Below are 22,336 nucleotides of genomic sequence, written 5' to 3'. Positions count from 1 at the left end.
GTCATTCGACCAGGTAGATTCCGGTCTGGCCCTCCGTGTCCCACCGTAATGCCCGGCTGACGGTTCGCGGCAGGCGGCTGGTGGTCGGACGTGTCTGCGCCGGCCGCCCCATCGCACATGTCGCAGCCGAGATGGGCATCTCCCGCGCCACGGCCCACAAATGGACCCGCCGCTGGCGAGCCACGTCGTCGAGGCCGCGTTCCGGCGCTACAGGTCGCAGGACCGTGCCGCGGCCGTCCCCCTTTACGCCGACGACTTCACTTCACCAGCCCGCAGGACGACCACATTGACAAGGCGGCGTTCTTCGACCGCTGCTTCCCGACCGGATGACGGAGCAGCGGCTGCTGCCCGTCGTCCCGGCCGACGACGAACTCGTCTTCGTGCACTGTGAGTACAAGCTCACGACGGGCGCCCGGCACCACAGCGTCGAGGCGATCACCGTCCGGGACGGACTCATCCAGGAGGTGCAGGTCCTGTTCGGCGGCAGGGGATGTGAACATGCGGTCTCCGTAGCCCTTTACGTGGTTTCACCGATGTCTTGCGGCGACCCGGTGCGTGAGCATGGGGGGCGAACGGACTTCCCGGGGTGGAGCGAAAGGACGTACGTGGTGGGCTGGATCATTGGTTTCGCCGTCATCTTGGCCCCGTCCCTGATCGGACTCACCTTCGCGGTCCGTACCGCTCGCCGGGTCGGCAAGGCGGAGCGGGCGATGCGCGTCCTGGCCGCCCGTCCCGGCTGGCAGCGAATCGAGCGCGGCAAGGACGGTGAGGAGTGGGCCGGGTACGCGGGCCACTTCCCCTGGCTGTTGCGAACGTGGCACGGAATCACCGTTACCGGCCAACTCGGCGACCACCGGGTCACCGTCGCCCGGCGCTACGAGCAGATTTCGCGCAGGGACGACCAGCACTGGCTGATCGTGTGCTTCGACCTTCTGGGCAGCGGACCGAACCTACGTCTGGAGCGCCACTGGAGTGCGGCGGAGCTCAATCTCACCTTCTCCAAGGATCTGCCGTACCTGACGATGAGCGACGACTCCGCGGGGACGGCCGAGCGGTTCTACGCCTCGGATCTGCCGAAGCGCCTGGTGAGGTTCGCCGGACCGGCGGTCTCGTTCAGGGAGGACGGGGCGTGCTTCGTGTACCCGCTGCCCGAGGTCGTGGACATGGACAAGCTGCTGGAAGAACTGGCCGGGCTGCTTCCGGACCTCGCCGCGCTCGCCCGGGAGGACGAGGCGGACAACACATGACCGGTCGGCGCCCGCTGACCCACCTCGGCGAGCAGGGCGCGTCCCTGTTGATGCTGATGGCGCAGTCCTGACACAAGAAGCCGGAGAACGTCCGCCGCTACTTCAAACCGTCGCCAGAGGCGCCTGCCGAGCTCACGAGCCTGCTCACGCCCGGCGGCAGCAATCGCTGAGCCGCGTTCCTTGATCCTTCTCGGTGGCAACGGCGGAGGCGGAGAGGAGCGTCGCACCGGCGAGGCTGCCCCAGAGGGCGGCCGAGCCGTGGGGTGCGAGAGCGGTGATGACCGCCGGGGAGACGGCGAGGCCGAAGCCCGTGGAGAGCTCGAAGCGGGCGAGGGTGCGTCCCAGGACATGGGCCGGGGCGATGGCGGCGACGAGCGCGGTGGCGCTGCCGGCATAGATGATCTCGCCGATAGTGCAGACCACGGACACCGTGGCGACGGCCGGGGCACCCCAGCCGTGTCCCAGTGAGGTGGCCGCGAGGAAGCCGAGGTAGGACACGGCGAGTACCACGCCGGCGAGAGCCAGCACGGTCCGCCGGGAGAAGCGGGACATCAGAACGGTGACCGGAACCTGCAGGGTGACCACCAGCACCGTGTTGGCCACGAAGATGGCTGCCGACCACACCGGGGATGCGTGCAACTGTGTCACCAGGACCAGAGGGAGCGCGATTTCGGGGACGTTGAGGCAGAAGGCGTAGACCACGTTGGCGGCCAGCAGCGCGCGCATCCGGGGTGCGGGCCCTTCGGCCCTGTCCTTGGCCGGCGTAGCGGCCGGATGGGCGTGTAGGTGGACCGACCACGCCAAGGCCGCCGCAGCGAGATAGGCGAGCCCGGTGACGGCTGCCAGCGCCTGCAATGCGGTGGTGCCGCCCGCCAGGCAAGCGGTGGCGAGGAGCGCGCCCGCGCCCAGGCCGGCGTTGCGCAGGGCGCGGCCTCCCGCGAGAGCGGTGTCGCGTTCCCGGCCGTGGGCGACCGTGGCCACGAGAGCTGCGTGGGCGACCGGCCATGCCTGGTTGCCGATGCCGAGGAAGAGCGCCGCCGTCGCGAACACCCAGACGTGCCCCGCCGGGGTGGCCAGCAGCAGCGCCACGCCCACCACCCGCACCAGCATCGACGCTGCCACGACCGTGCTGCGTGCGCCCCGGTCCAGCCATCGGCCCACCGCGGGCATGCACACCAGACCCACGACGACGCCGACCGTCATGGCGATGCCGGTGGCCGGCGCGGACAGCCTCAGCACCGTCACCCCGTAGAGCAGCAGAAAGGGCCGCAGCAGGCCGGTGCCGAGCGCGTCCACGGCCAGGGCGACGGCATAGCGGGGGCCTCCGGAGGCACGGACGAGGGCGCGGGGCTGGATCTTGGTGGTGGTTGCCATGGCGTCAACGGTGCGTTCGGCCGCAGGGCTGGGTGCGTCGGTTGACGGACACCGTCAACCGACGCCGCCGCCGGCCAGCCGGTCAGGGATGCTGAGGGGGTGACGTTGAGGATCGACATCAGCGGCCTGCAGTCCGAGCGACTGCGGTTCGCCGCCTCCCCGCTGGCCGAGCTGACCGCGATGCTGCACGTGCTGGCCGAACCCGGGCATCATCCGCAGCTCGCCGGCTGGGCCGGGGATGTATGGGCCGGGCTGCGGCCGGAGCTGGCCGAGCGGTTGCGGGAGGCGGAGTTCCTCTGGCGTTCCTCACAAGCCGACTTCCTCATCCCCGCCCGACCTCGGCCGACCCTCGCCGAGGAGTTGGACGACGTGGACCGGATCGACGACAAAACGTATGTGACCGCCGCGCTCGTCACCACGTGCGGCAGCAACCGGGTCCACTTCGGCGCGCCGTCGCCGCTCACCGACGCGACTGCGCGCGAGCGGGCCCTGGACCTGGCACAGGCCCGCGGCGCGCGGCAAGAGGCCTTCGCGGAACGGCTGCTCGCGGACCCGGGCGCTGTGCGGGCGCGGGTGCGCCACACCCTCGAACAGTGCGCCGAGGCCTTCTTCGACGCCGCCTGGGCGGGCGTCGCCGTGCAGCTCGCCACCGACCTGCGCCTGAAGAACGACCTGCTGAAGCGCCAGGGCATCGGGGCGGCACTCGCATCGGTCTCCGGCGCAGTCACGCTGGCACCGGACGGCGGCTGCATCATCGTGGACAAGCTGCAGGACAAGGCGACCGCCGCCCACGGCACCGGGGTCACCTTCATCCCCAGTGTCTTCGGCCGCCCGCACCTGGTGGCGGTCCACGCGCCCGGGTGGCGGCCGGTGGTGCAGTACCCCGTGGCCGAGCCGAGTCCATCGGAGCCGGTATCGCTGGAAACGGTCACCCTACGGCTGGAGGCACTCGCACATCCGGTACGGCTGCGGCTGCTGCGCACCCTGGCCCGCGGCCCGCACACCACCCGTGAGCTGGCCCACGCCTGGGAACTCTCACCCCCGGAGGTTTCCCGCCACCTCGCCGTCCTGCGCCGCGCGGGCCTGCTCACGGCCCGGCGGCACGGTCGTTACGTCCGTTACACCCTCAATCTGCCCGATCTGACGGCGCTGGGAGCCGATCTGCTGGCGGCCGTACTGCGCTGAGTAGCTTCGGTCTGCCAGAACGCGGGCGACCGCCGCCTTCGCAGCATCGTCCGACTCGGCAGGCCGCCGAGCAGTACCGGCGCGGACGGATCGCCGGGGAGCGCGCGGTGCGCCGGATCCGGCGAAACGAGCCGCGTCAAGCCCAGTGGTGAAGGCGGGCGAAGGGCGTACTCCACACGGACCTGCCCAGGGCTGGAGGTGCGTGATCCGGTTCGCGCGGCTCAGCAGTCGCGGGGGTACGGTGATCGAAGGCGGTGCGTTGCGCTCCGTGGGCACAAAGATGCCGACCGCCGTCCGGCACGGCACGGCACGGCACACCAGGCAACGCCGAACCGACACCGCTCGCGGACCCATCCGCTCGGTCAGTACGGGGCCGGTTCGAATCGCGCCCACGGCCCCCGCACACAACGGGACGGAGAATCCGCCCGGACGCTCTCAGGAACGGAACGCTCGACGAAGGGTGCGCCATGAAGTTCACAGTCCTCGGGGGAAGCGGCCTGATCGGCACACAGGTGGTCGAACGGCTGGCAGCGGACGGCCACGACGTCGTACCCGCATCGCTGTCCACCGGAGTCGACGTGATCAGCGGCAAGGGCCTGGCCCAGGTTCTCGAGGGCGCCGATACGGTGATCAACCTGACGAACTCCCCCGTGTTCGACGAGACTTCCATCGACTTCTTCGAAACGTCGATGAACAACATCGCGGTCGCGGCAGAGGCGGCCGGTGTCCGCCACCATGTGATTCTCTCGATCGTCGGCGTGGACCAAGTGCCGCAGCTCGACTACTACCGGGCCAAGGTCGCTCAGGAGGACATCCTCGAGAACGCGCCCACGCCGTACTCGATCGTGCGCGCCACGCAGTTCGCCGAGTTCGTCGAACCGATCCTGGCCATGACGACCGACGGGGACACCGTCCGGCTGCCTTCCACCCCCGTGCAGCCGATCGCCGCCTCCGACGTCGCCGCGGCGGTCGTGAGGGCCGCCTCCGGCACCCCGTCGCAGGGCATCCACAATGTCGCAGGCCCCGACATCTTCCCCCTCGATGAGCTGGGCCGGATCACCCTGGCCGCACGCCCGGACGGCCGCCACGTGATCACCGACGACCAGGCGGGCATGTTCTCCGTGGTCATCGGAGACGTGCTGATCGCACCGGAGGACGCCGACCTCGCCCCCACGCACTACAGGGACTGGCTTCAGCAGCCGCGGCCGGACGCGCGATGACGGACCCGACGTGCCCCAGGGCCGCACATTCCGCACCGACAGGGGTGGCGCGGCACGTCCGGGCGCGCGAGAGCTTCAGGTTGCCGAGGACGGGAACGCACCCGGCGACAATTGTGGCTGGCATGTGATCCAACACCACGCTTGCCTATGGCAGTTGATGGGAATATCCCTTGCTTCTCAGGGGGAACAAGGGGGGCTTGCTCATGACCGCGGGGGATCCACAATGCCGTATTCCGGCCTATCCAGGCGTCGAGCGCTTCATCGACGCGTTCGACAAACTGGTGGTGCAGCCGCGGCGCAGGCGCAGCAGGGTGCCGGTCGTCCTGCTCAGTGAGCCGGGCAGCGGCAATGCCGGACGCCAGATCGTCACGGGGCTGCGGTCACGGATGCGCGGCCGCAGCGAGGTCCTCGCCCCGCACGCGTACATCCCGCAGATCCCGGACGGGACCGACCCGCCGCCGCTCGAACTCTTCGAGCATCTGACCCATCAGCTCGCCGAGACCATGCCGCCCGGCACCGGTGAACTACGGCTGCACAGCTACCGGCTGCTGCGCTCCGTCGTCACCGCGCCCGCCGTCGAGGGACTCATGGAGCGCCGCCACGCCGAGCTGCGCAACCACTGCTACGCGGAGCACCGCAACTGGTCCCGTACCGCCCAGACCCTGTGGTGGCTCGGCGGCCGCGACCAGGCCAGCGGTGGCACGTTGCTCGAGCTGCTGTGGAACTTCATCGCAGGCCCGCTGTTCCAGCGCCTGCCGCGCGCCTTCTACGGCTGGCGCGCCAACCGCCGCATGCTGGGGCGGGCTCGCAGCCGCAGCTGGTACGCGGAATGGGTGCGCCGTCAGCACGGCAGCCCGCCCACCGACTTCTTCCGCTCCGCGCTCGACCTCGTGCACGGCGAGCCGGCCAACGAGCCGGAGCGTATGGACCGGGTGCTGATGCACGCGCTGCTCGCCGACCTCGACCAGGCGTGCCGGACCCGTCTCTTCAACCCGTGGCGGCGACGCCGCGGCTCCCGCTTCGTGCTTCTCTTCGACGAGGCAGGGCCCGCCGACTCGCGCGTCCAGCGCTTCCTGCGTGAACTCCGCTCCGCCATGGAGGACTTGCGCTGTACCTCTGTGTTCGCGGTGGCGGGCGGCGTACGTTCGCTGGCCTCGCGCATCCCCGACATCGATGCGTCGGGCCTCGCCCACGCCGGCGCCGAGCTGATCAACATTGAGCGGCGCGGGATGTCGCCGGGTCAGCCGACCGGCATCGTCGTGCCGGTGGCCGAGGGACCCGAGGACGACCAGGCGGCGGTGTACTGGCTCGGCCGCTGGCCCACGCTGGTGACGCCGTCTCCGCACTGGGGCCCCGGGGCCGAGGTGGCCGGAGTACTCGGCATCGGAACGCTCGCGCTCGCACTCGCCGCCGTCCTGTTCCTCGTACCGGACATCGGGAGCCGCGACAAGGACGACCCCTGCCAGGGCTCCACCTTCCTCGGCACGGACGGGCAGTGCGTCGGTGTCGCCGAAGGCGCGGCCGGCTTCGGCAAGGAGCCCAGTGAGCAGGCCGTACAGGCCGTGCTCCAGCAGATCGAGCGGCAGAACGAGGCGGTCGACAGGGAGCTCGCGGGCCGGCCCGGCGACGACCCGCGCCCCGGTCGCCGCACCATCGTCTACTTCGGCCCGCTCACCGGTGGCAAGGACGCCGAGGACCCGGTGCGCGGCGGCACGCTGGCGGAGCTGCGCGGCATCGCGCTGGCACAGCAGCACATCAACGCCCAGGCGCTGCGTTCCGGCGAGCGCGTCCCGCTGCGGGTGCTCGCCGCCAACGCGGGTGACCGCTTCAAGGACGCACCCGCCGTCGCCGACCGGATCGCGGAGCTCGCCGCGAGCGATCCGTCCATCGCGGGCGTCGTCGGTTTCGGGCAGAGCCGCCGCAATACGTACGACGCCATACGCACCCTCGACAAGGCCGGTATCCCGATGGTCGGCACCTCGGGCACCGCGGATGAACTCCTCCGCCAGGGCGAGCACTACTACCAGACGGCCGCCACCGATGCGCGGGCCGCCGAGCTGATGGCAGCGTTCGCGTCGAGCGCCGGGATGACCACTGGCGGGCAGAAGGCAAAGCGGGTGAGTCTCGTCGCCGACGCCACCGACGCCTACAGCAATAGCCTTGCCGCGTCCTTCCGTGCCTCGTACGGGCCGGGGCGCACCGACGTACTCCTCTACACCCCGGCCGACGCACCGGAACCGGGACCGGTGCCGGGTGCGCTCGGCGGGCGGCCCGTGCCGACCGTGGAGGACCTGGCCCGCGAGGTCTGCCGTACCGTGCGTGAGGAGCCGCGGACAGCGGTGGTGTGGTCGGCGCGAGCCAGCCAGTTCCAGCTGTTCCTGGCCGAGATCGCCCGTATCTCCGGCGACTGCCCGAAGATCAGCGTGCTCGGCGGCGACGACGTCACCAACACGTTGACGGAAGAGCAGCGCCCCTGGGACGACTTCAAGGGCCTCACCCTCTTCTACGTCTCGCACGGCTACGCCCCCACGCTGGCGGCACGGAGCCCGGAGGCCGCGGCCTTCCTCGCCGCGTACGACCGCGCGTACGGCGGCGACCACAGCGCCAGGACGAAGGCCATGCGCGAGGACGGCCATGTCGCACTCGCCTGGGACGCGTTGCGCTATCTCGCCGAAGGCATCGACCAGGCCTGGCGCACCACCGGCGGGCATGACGACCGCCTCGACCGCGGGCTGCTGCAAGGCGTGCTCTACCAAGGCCTGGGCGGCGGAGGCTTCGACGGCGCCACCGGCCGTATCGACGCGCACGGCGCGGCGGGCGGGGGACGGCTGACGGAGGACAAGCTGCTCGCGGTGCTCCGGGGCAGCCGCGGCGAGCCGGCGACCGAGCTGCTGTGCGGCACGGTGGCGCGCGGCGACCAACGCATCACATGGGGGCCGGAGGGCGAGGAGCACCCGTGCCCGTAACCGCTTCGGCTCACATGACGCCGTGGAGCGGGCACCCATGAAACCGGGGGCCGCGGTGGCCGGTGCTCTCCACGGCACCGCCTCGTACGCCTCTCGGCCAGGGGCGTGACTGCCCGGCTCGGAGCCGCGGGAAGCACCATGGCTTCCCGCGGTCCGAGACGGGCGGTCGCCGACGGCGGTGGGCCCCGGCGGCAGTCGCCGACGCGCGCGGACGGCGGCTGAGCCTGCGGGCCCCGGCGGGCGGACAGGCCGTCTGCTCCGTTGGTTACGGCGCCATCTCGTACGCCCCGGACAGTGCCTCGACGCGCTCCCAGACTCGCGCCGAACGCGCTTCGTCGACAACGGGACGCCGGACCGCGCCCAGCGCCCAGCGCTGCTGTTCCGCCGTGGCGGAGTCCTTGCCGTACAGCTCGACGGCGTGCGCGGAGAAGTCGCGTACGAGGACGGAGAACAGTTCGTCGAGCACGTCCTCGTCGAGCCCGGTCAGGCGTGCCTGTTCCAGGATCAGCTGGCCGTGCACCACCAGCGCGAACAACTGCCCGACGGCGAGAAGGAGATCGAGGTCGCGGCTCTGCTCCTCGCCGGGGGCCGCGGTGGTGACGAACTCGCACAGGGCGTCCGCCTGCTCGCGGAAGCGGCCGACGTTGGGCACGGCGGCATAGGCGTCGTAGGCGGTGCGCCAGTCGTGGAAGCGCACGGAGCCCAGGCCGCGGGCCGGTCCCTGGCGGAAGAGGAAGGCGTCGTCGGCCGCGTCGAGGCGGGTCGGCACGGGCGCGTATTCGGCCGGGTCCAGCAGATGGTTGCGCATGAACTTGAGGATCAGCGCCAGGTTGACGTGGACCGTGCCCTCGAGCTTCGGGAGCCCACGGATCTCGGAGGCGGCCTGGGCGAAGTAGGTGTCCTTCTCGAAGCCCTTGGCGGCGATGACGTCCCACATCAGGTCGATGACCTTCTCGCCCTCGGTGGTCACCTTCATCTTTGTCATCGGGTTGAACAGCAGGTAGCGGCGGTCGTCGGGGCCGGCGGAGCGGAAATAGTCGACGGCCCGGTCACTGAACAGCTTCATCCCGACGAGACGGACGTACGCGTCGGTCAGCTCGCGGCGCACGTGCGGGAAGGCGGTGACGGGGCGGCCGTAGAGGATGCGGTTGTGCGCGTGGGTGACGGCCTCGTACATCGCGTGCTCGCAGATGCCTATCGAGGCGGTGCAGAGGTTGAACTTGCCGACGTTGACGGTGTTGAGGGCGGCGTCGAAGGCGGCGCGGCCGGTGTGCAGTACGTCGTCGGCGCCGACCGGGTAGTTGTCGAGGCGGAACTCACTGACGTACTTCGAGGAGTCGACGACGTTCTTCACGAGGTGGTACGCCGGGTGGCGGCTGTCGGCGGCGAAGAAGACGTAGCCGTCGGGGCCCTCGATGTCGGTGCGGCGGCCGAAGACCGAGACGAGCCCGGCCGCATTGCCGTTGCCGATGTAGTACTTGGAGCCGCCGGCCCGGAAGCCGCCGTCACCGTCGGGCTCCAGCAGCATGTCGGTGGAGTAGATGTCGGCGCCGTGGGCCTTCTCGGACAGACCGAAGGCGAACACCTCACCCTGGGCGAGGAGTTCCGCCGCGCGGGTGCGAGCGGCGGCGTTGTCGCTCTGCCAGACCGGTCCGAGACCGAGGATGGTGACCTGCCACGCGTACCAGTAGTCCAGGCCGTAGAAGCCGAAGATCTCGTTGAGGGCGGCGATCCGGGCGGTGTCCCACCGCTTGTCCTGCTGCCCCTCGGCGGCGGATGCCGGGGTCAGGAAGGTCGCGAACAGCCCTTCCTTGGCGGAGAACGCGAGGAAGTCCGCCAGCCAGGCACGGGAGCGGTAGTCCTCGATCAGCTTCCGCTTGCCGCGGTCCTCGAACCAGTCGACGGTGGCGCGCAGCAGCCTGCGGGTCTCGGGGTCGAAGTGTGCCGGGTCGTAGGTACGCGGGTTGAACAGCAGCGGGTCGGCCATGGGTGTTCGCCTTTCCGGCTCGGGGGTTGAGGGATGCGCTCCGGAGAGCTTCAGGTACGTGAGGGCGGGGCAGGTCGTCGTCGGGGCGGGCGGGCGGTTTGCCGGCGCCGGTTCAGCGATCGGGGCCGAGGCGGTGGAGGGTGGCGAGTACGTCGTCGAGCCAGGCGAGCGTCATCCGCTCGTACGCGATACCGCCGCGCAGCACGACGTGCTGGAGCTCCTGTCCGGCGTCGGTCGTTCCGGGGGCCTCGGGTCCGGTGAAGTCACGCAGCTCCCCCGCGAGATAGAGCGCGAGGCGGGAGGTGTGCGCCTGGTGGTGCCGCTCGACCTCGCGGATCAGCGCGGCCGGGTCGTCGAAGGCCGCGCCACGGATCTTCACGGCGAGGTCGTGCCGCACGCTCTCGGGTTCGATCGGCTCGTGCAGCCACTGGGAGAGGGCGGCCCGGCCGGGCGCGGCGACCGAGTACTCCTTCTTGTCCGGCCGGGCCTGCTGGGGCACCTCGCGGACGTCGATCCAGCCGTCGCTCTCCATGCGCTTGAGTACGCGGTAGATCTGCTGGTGGGTGGCGGTCCAGAAGTAACCGATGGACCGGTCGAACCGCCGGGCCAGCTCATAGCCGGAGCCCGGCTTCTCCAGCAGAGAGACGAGGATCGCGTGGTCGAGCGCCATGCCCCGATCCTTCTATGCAACTCGTTGCATAGACAAGGCGCACCGCCCGGGTGAGACGCGGCTCACCCCGGCGGCCGGGACGGAGCTGCAGCGCGCATGGACTGCTTGCGCATGGGCCGCTTCGAGCGGGAGCTGTTTCCGCTTCGCTGCGATCCCTGAGGCGCGTGTCCGTGGCTGATGACAGCATCGCCTGCGCGGCCTGACGACTTTCCTGGGGCTCGTCCCGAGACCGACGCCGCCGGAGCACGCCTATCGCGCGGGTGCGCCCGCCGTGCCGAACACTGCGCAGGCAGGACGCCTGGGCGCACGCCCGAGCCCGGCACCTGGTGACGCGATCGACGCGGCTACTCGAACCGCGCGGTGTCGCCCGCCCCGCGGCGTACGATCTCGGGTTCGCCGCCGGAGAAGTCGATGACCGTGGTCGGCTCGGTGCCGCAGTCGCCCGAGTCGACCACGATGTCCACGACGTGGTCGAGCCGTTCCTTGATCTCCCAGCCCTGTGTCATCGGCTCGTCCTCGTCGGGCAGGATCAGGGTGCTGGAGAGCAGCGGCTCACCGAGTTCGGCGAGTAGGGCCTGAGCGACGGCATGGTCAGGAATCCGGACTCCGACCGTCTTCTTCTTCGGGTGCAGCAGCTGGCGCGGCACCTCCTTCGTCGCGGGGAGGATGAAGGTGTAACTGCCGGGTGTCGCTGCCTTGATCGCGCGGAACACGTCATTGTCGACGTGCACGAACTGACCCAGCTGCGCGAAGTTCTGGCACACAAGGGTGAAGTGGTGACGATCGTCGAGGTTCCGGATCGACCGGATCCGGCTGATGCCGTCACGACTGCCCAGCTGGCTTCCCAGTGCGTAGCAGGAGTCCGTCGGGTACACGACGAGCGCGCCGGATCGGATGCTGTCGGCCACACCGCTGATGGTGCGCCGCTGGGGATTCTCGGGGTGCACGTCGAAGTACTTCGCCATTCGCCGAGTCTAGGTGATCAGGGCGTCCGCCCAGGTGACCAGGACGGCGCCGCCGGGGGCCGAGAGCGCCCCGAGCCGAACAGCATCGTGCACGGCGCCTTCCTGGGCCACGCGGGTCTCGGCGTGCTCGCGGTCCGCCCAGGTCCAGGGGCGGCGCCGCCCCTGCCATGGGTGGCGCCACCCTGTACGTCTTAGTATGAAATGCGGATGTACAAGCGCATGGAACCGCCGCAGCAGAGGGAGGATCCGTGACTGCTGAGGCTGAGGCTCAAAGGACCGAAGAATTCTCCGATGTGGCTCGAGGCCCGGGGAGTATCGGCGCTCCCCGGTATCTGCCGCTCTCCGAGCACGGGCTGATCGGGGATCTGCGCAGCGCCGCGCTGGTGGGGACGAACGGAACGATCGACTGGTACTGCTGCGGCCGTTTCGACGCGCCCAGTGTCTTCGCCTCGATCCTCGACGCCGAGAAAGGCGGCTCCTTCGAGCTCGCCCCTGATGTGCCGACCCGCACGAAGCAGTTCTACTTCCCCGACACCAACGTGCTCATCACCCGCTTCTTCGCGGAGGACGGGGTGGGCGAGATCCAGGACTTCATGCCGATCGTCGACGACTCGCGCGAGGCCGACCGGCACCGGCTGATCCGCAGGGTGGTCTGCGTCCGCGGATCACTGCCCTTCCATGCCTACGTGTCACCCCGCTTCGGCTACGGAGCCGACCCGCACACCATCCGTACCGAGCACGGCTGCCCGGTTTTCGAGTCGGCCTCGCTCGCCCTTGCGCTGACGTCCAGCGTGGCGGTCGAGAACGACGGCCGGGACGCATGGTCACTGTTCAAGCTGCACGAAGGTGAGAGCGCGGTCTTCGCGCTCGACCAGGTCGGGGGCGAGGTGGCCCCGCGGCGTTGTGCCGTCGCCGAGGCGGAGGAATTGTTCGAGGCCACCGTGCGGTACTGGCGGCGTTGGCTGTCCAGGTCGCGTTACCGCGGCCGCTGGCGCGAGATGGTCCACCGCTCCGCGCTGACGCTCAAACTGCTCACCTACGCGCCGACCGGCGCCATCGTGGCCGCGCCGACGACGAGCCTGCCCGAGCAGATCGGCGGCGAACGGAACTGGGACTACCGGTACGCCTGGATCCGCGACGCGGCGTTCTGCGTCTACGCGCTGCTCCGGCTGGGCTTCACCGACGAAGCCCAGGCCTTCATGAACTTCATGACCGAGCACCTCTACCTCTCGGAGCCCGGCACGGGCCCACTGCAGATCATGTACGGCATCGACGGCCGCTGCGAGCTGCCCGAGCGCGAGCTGCCCCATCTCGAGGGCTATCGGGGCTCCGGCCCCGTGCGCGTCGGCAACGACGCCGTCGGCCAGTTGCAACTGGACATCTATGGTGCACTCATCGACTCGGTCTACCTCTACGACAAGTGGAGGGAGCCGATCTCCAGCGCGCACTGGGACACCGTCTGTGATCTGGTCGACTGGGTCTGCGAGAACTGGGACAAGCCCGACGAGGGCATCTGGGAGACCCGGGGCGGGCGCAAGGACTTCCTCTACTCGCGGCTGATGTGCTGGGTGGCGATCGAAAGGGCGATGCGGATGGCGCAGCGCCGGGGGCTGCCGGCCGACATGGTGCGCTGGGCCGGGACACGCGACACGATCTACCGGCAGATCATGCGGCGTGGCTGGTCGGCCGAGCGGAACGCGTTCGTCCAGCATCTTGACGGCAACGTCCTCGACGCCTCCGTACTGATGATGCCGCTGGCCAAGTTCATCTCCCCGACCGACCCGAAATGGCTCTCCACACTGGACGCGCTGGGCGAGGAACTGGTCTCCGACTCGCTGGTCTACCGCTACGACCCGCAGGCCAGCCCGGACGGGCTGCGGGGAGAGGAGGGCACGTTCTCGATCTGCTCCTTCTGGTACGTCGAGGCGCTCAGCCGCGCCGGGCGCCTGGAAGACGCCCAGCTGGCCTTCGAGAAGATGCTCACCTACGCCAACCACCTCGGCCTGTACGCGGAGGAGATCGGCCGTACGGGCGAGCAGAGGGGCAATTTCCCGCAGGCGTTCACGCATCTGGGGCTGATCAGCGCGGCCTTCAACCTCGACCGGGCGCTGGGCTGAACGGCGCCCGCTGCCCGCGGTCCCGTCCGGCGCGCAACAGCCCCGGACCCTTCGGGTTCCGTGTCCGGTGGCGCGGCGTCACGTCCTGACTTGGACGAGCGCGTGCGTACCGCTCGTCCGCCAGGCACTGCCTGTCGTTTCCAGCTCCGCCCGCGTATGTGGGGCGAGACCGGTGATGACGTCGGACTTCAGTGTCCGCAGCGCGGCGACCGGTCCGGGGAAGTACGCGGTGACTCTCGAGAAGGGCGTGGTAGCGGGCCAGTGGCGGTCGCCGACGAGCCGGCGGTAGTTCAGGTCGCCCTTCATGACGGTCAAGGTGGCGGAGGCGAAGTCCTCCCCGAGCCCGGCCGGCATGTCCAGGTACGGGAGTGGCGCGCACGCGAATGGATGGCTGCGCAGGACGAGACGTCCGCCGCTCACCGCCTGCCGAAGCCGCTCACCGATCTCCGATGCCTGTCCGGAAGCAGCGGACATTCGTGCCAGACAGTCGAGCACGTCGGAGGTGGTGGCGTCGGAGACGTAGTACGGATACGGCTTGATGTGCAGGCTCACCGACGAGGCGCGGTCCGTGGTGAGCAGATGGTCGGCGAGAACCAGATCGGGCAGCAGCTCCGGCCCGGCATTGTCGGCGACCAGGCACACCTTTCCCGGACGTCGGCCATCCAGCAGGTTCCAAAACGCCGCCGTGTCGTCCACGACGAGCCCTGTCGCGCGCTCTCCCAAACCGGAGTCACCGGCCGACAGTTGGAAACCGAGGTCGGCCCTGTTCCCCCAGAGTGACGCGTGCAGCAGCGTGGTGTCCCGCTGCGCTGCCGGAAGACGGGGGATCTCGTCGAGGGCAGCGAGCTCGGCGTCCAGCGTCGCGCCCATGAGCTCGGCGCGTTTGAAGGGTGCGAACGGGTCGATGCCCTTCCACGGCCCGGGAGTGAAGTAGCCCAGCGCGGCCAGCAGCTTTCGGTAGAAGTAGCTCTCCGCCCACAGGAACGGTACGTCTGCCCAGCGGCGCCCGATATGGCCCTCGCCCCACTGCCTCCACTGAGCGGCATCCGGTTCGGTGTCGTCGAGAGCCTCGACGACACCTCCCTCGGCGATCTCGCGCAGCAGGGCGTCCAGCGCGTGCTGCTGTTCCACGGGATAGGCGGTCGCCTGGCGTACGCGCTCGATCAGCGCAGGGTGCCGGTCATGGAGCACACCCCAGGCGAAGGAGCCGACGACATTGCTGACCACGACAGGGGCGTGGCCCGCATCGGCCGGAGTTGGTTGCGACATGCTCGGCGGACTCCCTCTGTCGACGCCGCGGACGGACACGCGAGCGGCATCACCGTACGCCGCGTTCGGTCAGAGGCCGGCCTTCACGGCGAGTGCCCCGTCACCCGGGTCCTGCTCCTGCGGTGTCGGTGCCGGGTCGGCCGCGACGTGCCCGACGTGCCCGACGTGCAGGGCGTGCCCGACGTGCAGGAAACCGCGGGCTTGCTTCTCAGGCACGCCGATAGGGCGGTGGGTGAACGTCCTGGGCCGCCCGGCGGACAGGCACCGACACCTCCGGGCGAAAGGCCCTGGAAGCCGGAACCGGGGCCGACCGGGACACTCAGCGCACCGGGATGATGTCGGGGGCGCCGAGCCGTACCGCGTCGGCCGTCTGGTCGTCCGGCTGCTGCTGCGCCTCGCGTTCGGCCGCCACCCGCTTCAGGTAGTGGTCGACCTCACGGTCCTGGCGCGCCCGGTCCCACCCCAAACAAGGTGCCATGAGGCCGGCGACGGTACGCGCCGCGTCCACTCCGCGGTCCCAGGACTCGATCGAGATCCGGGTACGCCGGGCGAGCACGTCCTCCACATGACGGGCCCCCTCATGGGTCACCGCGTAGACGGCCTCGACGCGCAGATAGTCGTCAGAACTCGGCAACGGCTCACCGAGCGAGGGGTCGGCCACGACCATCGCGAGCAGCTCGTGCAGCAGGGAGCCGTAGCGGTTCAGCAGGTGCTCGATGCGGGCGACATGCAGCCCGGAGCGCTTGGCGAGTTTGTGCCGGGAGTTCCACAGGGCCGGATAGCCGTCGGCGCCGAGCAGCGGAACGCGCTGCGTGACGCAGGAGGCCACCTTCTCGTCCAGACCGCGGGCCGCCTCGTCGACCGCGTCCTTGGCCATCACGCGATAGGTCGTGTACTTACCGCCGGCCACCACGACGAGCCCGGGAACCGGGTGCGCGACCAGGTGCTCCCTGGACAGCTTGCTGGTCTCCGCGGCCTCGCCGGAAAGGAGCGGCCGAAGACCTGCGTAGACGCCCTCGACGTCCTCTGCGGCCAGCGGTGTGGCCAGAACACGGTTGACATGATCCAGCAGGTAACCGACGTCCCTGGAACTCAGCGCGGGATGAGCCTTGTCCAGTGTCCAGTCGGTGTCGGTGGTCCCGATGATCCAGTGCCGCCCCCAGGGGATGACGAACAGCACGCTCTTCTCGGTGCGAAGTATCAGTCCGGTGCGGGAGATGATCCGGTCACGCGGCACCAGCAGATGCACGCCCTTGGAGGCGCGGACGTGGAACTGGCCCCGGGTGCCGGCCATGGCCTGGGTGTCGTCGGTCCACACGCCGGTCGCGTTGATGACCTGCTTGGCCCGCACCTCGGTCTCGTTGCCGGTCTCCAGGTCCGTGACCACGGCTCCCACCACCCGCTCGCCCTGGCGCAGGAAGCGGCTGACGCGGGTTCGGTTGGCGGCCAGCGCCCCGTAGGCGGCTGCCGTGCGCGCGAGGAACATGGTGTGCCGGGCGTCGTCGACCTGGGCGTCCCAGTACAGGATCGCGCCGACCAGGGCGTCGGAGCGCAGAGCGGGCGCCTCGCGCAGAGCCTGGCGCTTGAGCAGGTGGCGGTGACGGGGCAGGCCTCCGGAGGTGCCGGAGGCCGCGGCCATGACGTCGTAGAGCAGCACGCCCGCGCCGACGTACGGACGCTCCCGGAACCGGTGCTGCAGCGGGTAGAGGAACGACACCGGCCGCACCAGATGGGGGGCCAGCAACTGGAGGAGCAGTCCTCGCTCCTTGAGGGCTTCGGCGACCAGCCGGAAGTCCAGCATCTCGAGGTAGCGCAGGCCGCCGTGAATCAGCTTGCTGGAGCGGCTGGATGTGCCCGAGGCCCAGTCCCGGGCTTCGACGAGGCCGACGCTCAGGCCCCGGGTGGCGGCGTCGAGGGCTGCTCCGGTGCCCACGACACCGCCACCGACGACGAGGACGTCCAGCTCGCCCTCCCCCAGCCGGACGAGGGCTTCCGCGCGTGCCTCGGGAGAGAGCGCGACCGGATTCGCCATCGGTTTCCTCCTCGTGCCGCGGTCGTGCGCCGCGCGTGACCGGGGGCGCCCCGGATGGGCGGCGCCCCCGGCGGAGGCCTACTCGACCTTGGCCCAGTCGAGTGTGCGCTCGACCGCCTTCTTCCAGCCCGCGTAGCCTTCCGCGCGCTGCTCCTCGGACCACGCGGGCTCCCACCGCTTGGACTCCTGCCAGTGGGTGCGCAGCTCGTCGGTGTCCCGCCAGAAGCCGGTGGCCAGACCGGCCGCGTAGGCGGCACCGAGCGCGGTGGTCTCGGCGACGACCGGGCGGCTGACCGGTACGCCGAGGACATCGGCCTGGATCTGCATGCACAGGTCGTTGGCCGTCACGCCGCCGTCGACCTTGAGCACGTCCAGGTGGACGCCGGAGTCCTGCTCCATGGCCTCCACCACGTCGCGGCTCTGGTAGCAGATGGCTTCCAGGGTGGCCCGCGCCAGGTGGCCGTTGTTGTTGTACCGCGCGAGGCCGACGATCGCGCCGCGGGCGTCCGAGCGCCAGTACGGGGCGAACAGGCCGGAGAAGGCGGGGACGAAGTACATGCCACCGTTGTCGTCGACGGTACGGGCGAGACGCTCGCTCTCGGCGGCATCGTTGATGATCTTCATCTGGTCGCGCAGCCACTGCACCGCGGACCCGGTGACCGCGATGGAGCCCTCCAGGGCGTAGATCGCCGGGCTGTCGCCGAACTGGTACGCCACGGTGGTGAGCAGGCCGTGCTGTGAGCGGACCAGTTCGGTGCCGGTGTTGAGCACCAGGAAGTTGCCGGTGCCGTAGGTGTTCTTGGCTTCGCCCGGCGCGTAGCAGACCTGCCCGACAGTGGCCGCCTGCTGGTCGCCGAGCACCCCGGTGATGGGGATGGCGGTGCGCAGCGGCCGGGAGGAACGGGTCTCGCCGTATGCCTCCCGGTGGGAGGACGGGCTGATGGTGGGCAGCATCGCCCGGGGAACGTCGAAGAAACCCAGCAACTCGTCGTCCCAGTCCAGGGTCTCCAGGTTCATCAGCATCGTGCGGCTCGCGTTGGTCACGTCGGTGGCGTGGATGCCGCCGTCGGGGCCGCCGGTGAGGTTCCACAGGACCCAGCAGTCCGTGTTGCCGAAGAGGGCATGGCCCTGCTCGGCCGCCTCGCGGACTCCGTCGACATTCTCCAGAATCCACTGGATCTTGCCGCCGGAGAAGTAGGTGGCCGGCGGCAGCCCCGCCTTGCGGCGGATGACATCGCCCTGGCCCGAGCGTTCCAGGGCGGCCGCGATGGAATCGGTGCGGGTGTCCTGCCAGACAATGGCGTTGTAGTAGGGGCGGCCGGTGCGGGGGTCCCAGACAACGGTTGTCTCGCGCTGGTTGGTGATGCCGATCGCCGCCAGGTCGGACGCGGACAGGTTCCCGTGCCGGAGGGCGTTCTGTATCACCGAGTTGGTGCGTTCCCAGATCTCCACCGGGTCGTGCTCGACCCACCCCGAGCGCGGGAGTATCTGAGCGTGCTCCAGCTGGTGCTTCGCGACTTCGTTCCCGTCGTGGTCGAAGATCATGAAACGTGAGCTGGTGGTTCCCTGGTCCACTGCGCCGACGAAGTCCGCCATGGCATGCCGCCTCTCCTGTGGGATGGACTGGGTTGCGGCCTCGCGCCGGGCCGGTCAGGCCTCGGGGGTCGGGACGCGTCCTGGGGGCTCCGGCTCCGCGGTCGGCAGGAACCGGCCGACGAAGAACTTGTACAGGAACGCGCCGAGCACGCCGCCGATCAGTGGACCGATGATGGGCACCCAGAAGTAGAAGTTCCCGTACTGATCTCGCCACGCTCCGCCGTACCCGGTGAGGAAGCTGGCCAGCCGGGGACCGAAGTCACGTGCGGGGTTGATCGCGTAGCCCGCGTCGGTGCCCCAGGCCATGCCGATCGCCACGACGACCAGTCCGATGATGAAGGGGGCCAGGTTGGCGCCTGGGGGCGTGTTGAGCAGGTCTGTGATCGCCATGATCAGCAGTAGCAGGATCGCGGTGCCGATGATCTGGTCGCGGAACGCACCCCATTCGCTGACCGGCAGATTCGGGTTGCCGTTGGCGGGCAGCGTGGAGAAGACGAACTGCGTCTTGATGGTGTGGCCGGGGTCCGCCTTCGCCAGCGCCTCGGTGTAGTTCCAGCGCACCAGCAGGGCTGCCACGAAGGCGCCGGCCGTCTGCGCCAGCGCGTAGGGAGCCACCTTGGTCCACGGGAAACCCCTGAACGTCGCCAGGGCCACGGTCACCGCGGGGTTGAGGTGAGCACCACTCATTCGCGCCGCCACATAGACACCGAGGGTGACGCCGAGACCCCATGCCCAGGCGATGCTGTCGTGGTTTCCGAGGCCGCCCGGGGGATCCGTGAGGGCTCCGCCGGCGACCACTTGGGCCACCACGCCGCAACCGAAGAGGATAAGAATCATGGTGCCGACGAATTCGGCCGAAAGTTCGCCGATCAACCCTGATCTTTTGAGTCGCTCAGCCATGGAAGCCCGCTTCCCGCCGGCCAGGGACCGGCCGTCAACTGCCCGATTCCTCCACATGTCAGCATAGGACGATCAAGGGCCAGCCGCACGCACAGGAGTGACGAACGCCGGAACCTGAGCTCCGGCGCTTTCGGCACTGCCAGGTACCGGTGGGGCCAGTGCAGCCGACAGGAAAGAGGTCTCGGCCACGACGGGGAGCAGCGGTTTCCTCCGGAAACCGGCAGAGCGCCGCCGGCCGGCGGAGACGTAGGCCCTGCCGGCCAGAGGCCCTCCGGCGCTCAGCTGTCCTAGGCCGCGGGCTCCAGCACAAAGACGGGGATCTCCCGGTCGGTCTTCTTCTGATACTCGGCGTAGTCGGGGTACGCCTCGACGGCCCGCTCCCACCACACGGTCTTCTCGTCCCCGGTCACCTCACGGGCCGTCATGTCCTGACGCGTCGGGCCGTCCTGCAGCTCGACCCGGGGGTCGGCGACAACGTTGTGGTACCAGACCGGGTGCTTCGGGGCGCCCCCAAGCGACGCGACCACCGCGTAAGCGCCTTCGTGCTCGACCCTCATGAGCGGCGTCTTGCGGATCTTGCCGCTCTTGGCGCCCCGGGTCGTCAGGAGGATGACGGGCATCCCCCGCATCGTCGTTCCCTTGGTACCGCCGGAGCTCTCGAAGAGCTCAACCTGGTCGCGGACCCATTTCTCGGGGCTCGGCTCGTACTCACCCTCAAGAGGCATGTCACTCATCCGATCGTCGGAGTCACCTACAGGGCTCAACGCCCCGGGGCAAGGCAATCATCCCGCCGGACGTTCGTAGCGGAGCAGCACGGTCCGAGCGTCGAAAGACCGCGACTCGACGAACGCGAGATTCAGCCGCTCCTTCCCCTGCAGGAAGAGCGGCCTGCCGCCGCCCAGGACCACCGGGTGCACGACGATGTGGTACTCGTCGATCAGGCCGAGCTCCGTGAGGGCTGCCGGCAGCGTGGAACCGCCGGTCAGCAGCAGGTCCTTGCCCGGGCTCCGCTTCAGGGCCGCGACCTCTTCGGCGAGGTTTTCGCCGATCACCCGGACGTTCCCCTCCGGCTGTTGCAAGGTCCTGGAGAAGACGATCTTCGGAGTACGGCGCCAGACCGGCGCGAAGGCGAGGTCGTGCGGGTCGTCGGAGATCGACTCGGCGTCGGGCCAGTAGCCGGACATCATCTCCCAGACCACACGCCCGTAGAGGAAGGTGTCGACGCGCGCCTGCAGGCCGTCTCCGTACACGCCGAGCTCGGGCCCCAGCACCGGCCAGTCGAAGGCTCCCCCGGGCCCGTCGATGTGTCCGTCGAGCGACGAGTGGACGAAGTAGATGATCTTCCTCATGGCCGTTCCTCCTGGTTGCGTGGCGCGCCCCTTTCGACGCCTTCACCGGTATGTCGAACGGGGTCGCGCCCGATCGACACCCGAGGAAAAGATCTTCCCCGAGGGCGCTGCAACGGCATTGCAACCTCCCGGGTGCTCTGCTGGCGGGATGACTGATGCCCCGCGCGTGGAGCTGACCCCCTCAGCCGCCGATCTGTTGCGGCGGCTGAGGGCGGCCCACGGTCCGTTGATGTTCCACCAGTCGGGCGGGTGCTGCGACGGCAGCGCGCCCATGTGCTACCCGGCGGGTGAATTCCGTACGGGCGCGTCCGACGTCCTTCTCGAGGACCTCCGGGTCGACGGCGTCGAGGAGTCCGTCTCCTTCTGGATATCCAGAAGCCAGTACGAGGTCTGGAGCCACACCCGGCTCATCGTCGATGTCGTCGAGGGCCGGGGCAGTGGTTTCTCGCTGGAGGCGCCGGAGGGAGTGCGGTTCCTGATCCGGTCGCGCGTCGTGGGTACCTGAGGCGTCAGCCACGGGCGCGTGCCCATGAGCAGTTTCCGGCGCCGCTCGCAGGTGCGGAAGTCGACGGCGGCCGGATACCAGGCGATGCTGGTACGCGTGAATGCCCCCACTCGCGGCGCCTGGCTGCGCTCCGGAATCAGCCGCAACGGCGGACCCCTGCAGGAGAACGATCAGGTGGTCTGGCTCCAGATCGACGCCTACTACGCGGACAGCCGCGGCTTCGCCGGCATCACCACGTACGACGGCGCCGATGTCCGCTTCCACCACGATGTCGGGACACCCGGCGAGGATGTGGGAACCCTTCGACGCGACGGCGACCGTCTGATCGAGACGGGTACGAACCCGGACGGCAGCACGTTTCGCGAGGTGTGGACGCCGCTGGTGGACAGCGAGGAAGAGTGCGGGTCCTGGCGGGTAGGCGAGGCGCAGATCGTCCGCGTCGGCACCCATGTGGTGCATGTGGATGCCGACGGCGGAGGCTACTTCGAACTGCCGCCGGACGTCGAAGTGCCTCCGCAGATCACGGTCTGAGGCTGCCCACCACATTCGCGGTGGCCGCGATGCCTTCCTGAATGGTCGGCGCCATGCTCGTGCCCGCGAGGAAGAAGCCGAGCAGGGCACAGACCACCGCGTGGGACATCTTCAGTCCGCCGTTCCGCACAAAGATCACCGCGAGCACCAGCAGGAACAGCACCACCGAGATCGAAATGGCCATCGCCAACCTCCTCCGCCGCCGCGCCGGAATTGCGGCATTCGGCCGTCAGTCTGGCGTAGTGGACGGCCCGTACGGCCGACTGGCGTGTCCGCCGTTCGGGTGGTCTGTGCCGGGTGACCTCGACGGGGAGAGATGCCGGATGCGGACTCCGAACGCGGCAGGCCGATCTCGCCGGGGCCCGCGGCACGGTCCACACCCACACAGCCGCACGGTCCACCCCCACAGCGGACGGACGGGAG

Annotated in this window: 20 protein-coding genes and 2 pseudogenes; 9 read left to right on the top strand and 13 right to left on the bottom strand. The window is 69.7% G+C overall.

Annotation, left to right across the window (positions count from 1 at the left end):
• Positions 1-35: 35 nt before the first annotated feature.
• A pseudogene (locus OG966_RS35540) lies at positions 36-182 on the top strand (helix-turn-helix domain-containing protein); the annotation flags it as partial.
• A gap of 75 nt (positions 183-257) precedes the next feature.
• Here the strand turns inward: OG966_RS35540 and OG966_RS35535 are convergent.
• Positions 258-500, bottom strand: coding sequence for a hypothetical protein (locus OG966_RS35535; RefSeq protein ID WP_326655588.1), 243 nt, complete (start codon positions 498-500; stop codon positions 258-260).
• Between the two features lie 108 nt (positions 501-608).
• Between OG966_RS35535 and OG966_RS35530 the strand changes: the two genes are divergently transcribed.
• Both OG966_RS35530 and OG966_RS35525 read left to right on the top strand, forming a co-directional pair.
• Entirely contained in the window at positions 609-1,247 is a 639-nt protein-coding gene (locus OG966_RS35530) for a hypothetical protein (protein ID WP_326655587.1), read from the top strand.
• A 14-nt stretch (positions 1,248-1,261) separates the two neighbouring features.
• Positions 1,262-1,417, top strand: a pseudogene (locus OG966_RS35525) (site-specific integrase); the annotation flags it as partial.
• Here OG966_RS35525 and OG966_RS35520 read toward each other — a convergent pair.
• On the bottom strand, positions 1,392-2,621 hold the full coding sequence (locus OG966_RS35520) for an MFS transporter (RefSeq protein WP_326654185.1): 1,230 nt from the start codon (positions 2,619-2,621) through the stop codon (positions 1,392-1,394). The pseudogene OG966_RS35525 and the gene OG966_RS35520 overlap by 26 nt on opposite strands.
• A gap of 99 nt (positions 2,622-2,720) precedes the next feature.
• Here OG966_RS35520 and OG966_RS35515 point away from each other — a divergent pair, with 99 nt between their 5' ends.
• From OG966_RS35515 to OG966_RS35505, 3 genes are all read left to right on the top strand, one after another.
• On the top strand, positions 2,721-3,806 hold the full coding sequence (locus OG966_RS35515; RefSeq protein ID WP_326654184.1) for a helix-turn-helix domain-containing protein: 1,086 nt from the start codon (positions 2,721-2,723) through the stop codon (positions 3,804-3,806).
• Between the two features lie 467 nt (positions 3,807-4,273).
• On the top strand, positions 4,274-5,026 hold the full coding sequence (locus OG966_RS35510) for an SDR family oxidoreductase (RefSeq protein ID WP_326654183.1): 753 nt from the start codon (positions 4,274-4,276) through the stop codon (positions 5,024-5,026).
• 203 nt (positions 5,027-5,229) lie between these two features.
• Positions 5,230-7,992 (top strand): ABC transporter substrate-binding protein, encoded by a 2,763-nt coding sequence (locus OG966_RS35505; protein WP_326654182.1) that lies wholly within the window; start codon positions 5,230-5,232, stop codon positions 7,990-7,992.
• A gap of 265 nt (positions 7,993-8,257) precedes the next feature.
• On the opposite strand, the gene OG966_RS35500 is transcribed toward OG966_RS35505, so the two are convergent.
• The 3 genes from OG966_RS35500 to OG966_RS35490 form a co-directional block, all read right to left on the bottom strand.
• Positions 8,258-9,979, bottom strand: a complete 1,722-nt coding sequence (locus OG966_RS35500; RefSeq protein WP_326654181.1) for an acyl-CoA dehydrogenase family protein — start codon at positions 9,977-9,979, stop codon at positions 8,258-8,260.
• A gap of 112 nt (positions 9,980-10,091) precedes the next feature.
• Positions 10,092-10,649 carry a PadR family transcriptional regulator gene (locus tag OG966_RS35495; RefSeq protein WP_326654180.1) on the bottom strand — a complete coding sequence of 186 codons (558 nt, stop codon included), beginning with the start codon at positions 10,647-10,649 and terminating at the stop codon, positions 10,092-10,094.
• 344 nt (positions 10,650-10,993) lie between these two features.
• Positions 10,994-11,614 carry an L-threonylcarbamoyladenylate synthase gene (locus tag OG966_RS35490; protein WP_326654179.1) on the bottom strand — a complete coding sequence of 207 codons (621 nt, stop codon included), beginning with the start codon at positions 11,612-11,614 and terminating at the stop codon, positions 10,994-10,996.
• A gap of 293 nt (positions 11,615-11,907) precedes the next feature.
• On the opposite strand from OG966_RS35490, the gene OG966_RS35485 reads away from it, so the two are divergent.
• Positions 11,908-13,731 (top strand): glycoside hydrolase family 15 protein, encoded by a 1,824-nt coding sequence (locus OG966_RS35485; RefSeq protein ID WP_326655504.1) that lies wholly within the window; start codon positions 11,908-11,910, stop codon positions 13,729-13,731.
• 78 nt (positions 13,732-13,809) lie between these two features.
• Here OG966_RS35485 and OG966_RS35480 read toward each other — a convergent pair whose 3' ends face one another.
• The 7 genes from OG966_RS35480 to OG966_RS35450 all read right to left on the bottom strand — a co-directional run bounded on the left by OG966_RS35480 (position 13,810) and on the right by OG966_RS35450 (position 20,877).
• Positions 13,810-15,000: a damage-control phosphatase ARMT1 family protein gene (locus OG966_RS35480; protein ID WP_326654178.1), complete on the bottom strand. Its 1,191-nt coding sequence runs from the start codon at positions 14,998-15,000 to the stop codon at positions 13,810-13,812.
• A 69-nt stretch (positions 15,001-15,069) separates the two neighbouring features.
• A complete protein-coding gene (locus OG966_RS35475) occupies positions 15,070-15,216 on the bottom strand; it encodes a hypothetical protein (protein WP_326654177.1) in 147 nt (48 codons plus the stop codon).
• Positions 15,217-15,319: 103 nt separating this feature from the next.
• Positions 15,320-17,032 carry a glycerol-3-phosphate dehydrogenase/oxidase gene (locus OG966_RS35470; protein WP_326654176.1) on the bottom strand — a complete coding sequence of 571 codons (1,713 nt, stop codon included), beginning with the start codon at positions 17,030-17,032 and terminating at the stop codon, positions 15,320-15,322.
• Between the two features lie 78 nt (positions 17,033-17,110).
• Complete coding sequence (gene glpK / locus OG966_RS35465; RefSeq protein ID WP_326654175.1) at positions 17,111-18,628, bottom strand: glycerol kinase GlpK; 1,518 nt, start codon at positions 18,626-18,628, stop codon at positions 17,111-17,113.
• 54 nt (positions 18,629-18,682) lie between these two features.
• Positions 18,683-19,528 carry an MIP/aquaporin family protein gene (locus tag OG966_RS35460; protein WP_326654173.1) on the bottom strand — a complete coding sequence of 282 codons (846 nt, stop codon included), beginning with the start codon at positions 19,526-19,528 and terminating at the stop codon, positions 18,683-18,685.
• 287 nt (positions 19,529-19,815) lie between these two features.
• Positions 19,816-20,253 carry a nitroreductase family deazaflavin-dependent oxidoreductase gene (locus OG966_RS35455; protein WP_326654171.1) on the bottom strand — a complete coding sequence of 146 codons (438 nt, stop codon included), beginning with the start codon at positions 20,251-20,253 and terminating at the stop codon, positions 19,816-19,818.
• 57 nt (positions 20,254-20,310) lie between these two features.
• Positions 20,311-20,877: a dihydrofolate reductase family protein gene (locus tag OG966_RS35450; RefSeq protein WP_326654170.1), complete on the bottom strand. Its 567-nt coding sequence runs from the start codon at positions 20,875-20,877 to the stop codon at positions 20,311-20,313.
• Positions 20,878-21,025: 148 nt separating this feature from the next.
• Here OG966_RS35450 and OG966_RS35445 point away from each other — a divergent pair, with 148 nt between their 5' ends.
• The gene (locus OG966_RS35445) at positions 21,026-21,382 is read left to right on the top strand and encodes a DUF779 domain-containing protein (protein WP_326654169.1); all 357 of its coding nucleotides are present in this window, start codon (positions 21,026-21,028) and stop codon (positions 21,380-21,382) included.
• Positions 21,383-21,406: 24 nt separating this feature from the next.
• Positions 21,407-21,913, top strand: a complete 507-nt coding sequence (locus tag OG966_RS35440; protein WP_326654168.1) for a hypothetical protein — start codon at positions 21,407-21,409, stop codon at positions 21,911-21,913.
• On the opposite strand, the gene OG966_RS35435 is transcribed toward OG966_RS35440, so the two are convergent.
• Positions 21,903-22,097: a hypothetical protein gene (locus tag OG966_RS35435; RefSeq protein ID WP_326654167.1), complete on the bottom strand. Its 195-nt coding sequence runs from the start codon at positions 22,095-22,097 to the stop codon at positions 21,903-21,905. The two genes, OG966_RS35440 and OG966_RS35435, sit on opposite strands and share 11 nt — an antisense overlap.
• Between the last annotated feature and the right edge of the window lie 239 nt (positions 22,098-22,336).

Origin of the sequence: Streptomyces sp. NBC_01750, from assembly GCF_035918095.1 — a bacterium.
In the GTDB taxonomy this organism is placed as follows: Bacteria; Actinomycetota; Actinomycetes; order Streptomycetales; family Streptomycetaceae; genus Streptomyces.
The sequence above is the reverse complement of the archived record's forward strand: the minus strand, read 5'-3'. Positions and strand labels throughout refer to the sequence as shown.

Excerpts from the sequence above, each read along its gene's own strand:
- OG966_RS35495 (WP_326654180.1), bottom strand. The coding sequence starts at position 10,649 with ATGGCGCTCGACCACGCGATCCTCGTCTCTCTGCTGGAGAAGCCGGGC.
- OG966_RS35440 (WP_326654168.1), top strand. The coding sequence starts at position 21,407 with ATGAGCAGTTTCCGGCGCCGCTCGCAGGTGCGGAAGTCGACGGCGGCC.
- OG966_RS35460 (WP_326654173.1), bottom strand. The coding sequence starts at position 19,528 with ATGGCTGAGCGACTCAAAAGATCAGGGTTGATCGGCGAACTTTCGGCC.
- OG966_RS35510 (WP_326654183.1), top strand. The coding sequence starts at position 4,274 with ATGAAGTTCACAGTCCTCGGGGGAAGCGGCCTGATCGGCACACAGGTG.
- OG966_RS35445 (WP_326654169.1), top strand. The coding sequence starts at position 21,026 with ATGACTGATGCCCCGCGCGTGGAGCTGACCCCCTCAGCCGCCGATCTG.
- glpK (WP_326654175.1), bottom strand. The coding sequence starts at position 18,628 with ATGGCGGACTTCGTCGGCGCAGTGGACCAGGGAACCACCAGCTCACGT.
- OG966_RS35435 (WP_326654167.1), bottom strand. The coding sequence starts at position 22,097 with ATGGCCATTTCGATCTCGGTGGTGCTGTTCCTGCTGGTGCTCGCGGTG.
- OG966_RS35470 (WP_326654176.1), bottom strand. The coding sequence starts at position 17,032 with ATGGCGAATCCGGTCGCGCTCTCTCCCGAGGCACGCGCGGAAGCCCTC.
- OG966_RS35480 (WP_326654178.1), bottom strand. The coding sequence starts at position 15,000 with ATGTCGCAACCAACTCCGGCCGATGCGGGCCACGCCCCTGTCGTGGTC.
- OG966_RS35490 (WP_326654179.1), bottom strand. The coding sequence starts at position 11,614 with ATGGCGAAGTACTTCGACGTGCACCCCGAGAATCCCCAGCGGCGCACC.
- OG966_RS35455 (WP_326654171.1), bottom strand. The coding sequence starts at position 20,253 with ATGCCTCTTGAGGGTGAGTACGAGCCGAGCCCCGAGAAATGGGTCCGC.
- OG966_RS35505 (WP_326654182.1), top strand. The coding sequence starts at position 5,230 with ATGACCGCGGGGGATCCACAATGCCGTATTCCGGCCTATCCAGGCGTC.
- OG966_RS35450 (WP_326654170.1), bottom strand. The coding sequence starts at position 20,877 with ATGAGGAAGATCATCTACTTCGTCCACTCGTCGCTCGACGGACACATC.
- OG966_RS35535 (WP_326655588.1), bottom strand. The coding sequence starts at position 500 with ATGTTCACATCCCCTGCCGCCGAACAGGACCTGCACCTCCTGGATGAG.
- OG966_RS35500 (WP_326654181.1), bottom strand. The coding sequence starts at position 9,979 with ATGGCCGACCCGCTGCTGTTCAACCCGCGTACCTACGACCCGGCACAC.
- OG966_RS35520 (WP_326654185.1), bottom strand. The coding sequence starts at position 2,621 with ATGGCAACCACCACCAAGATCCAGCCCCGCGCCCTCGTCCGTGCCTCC.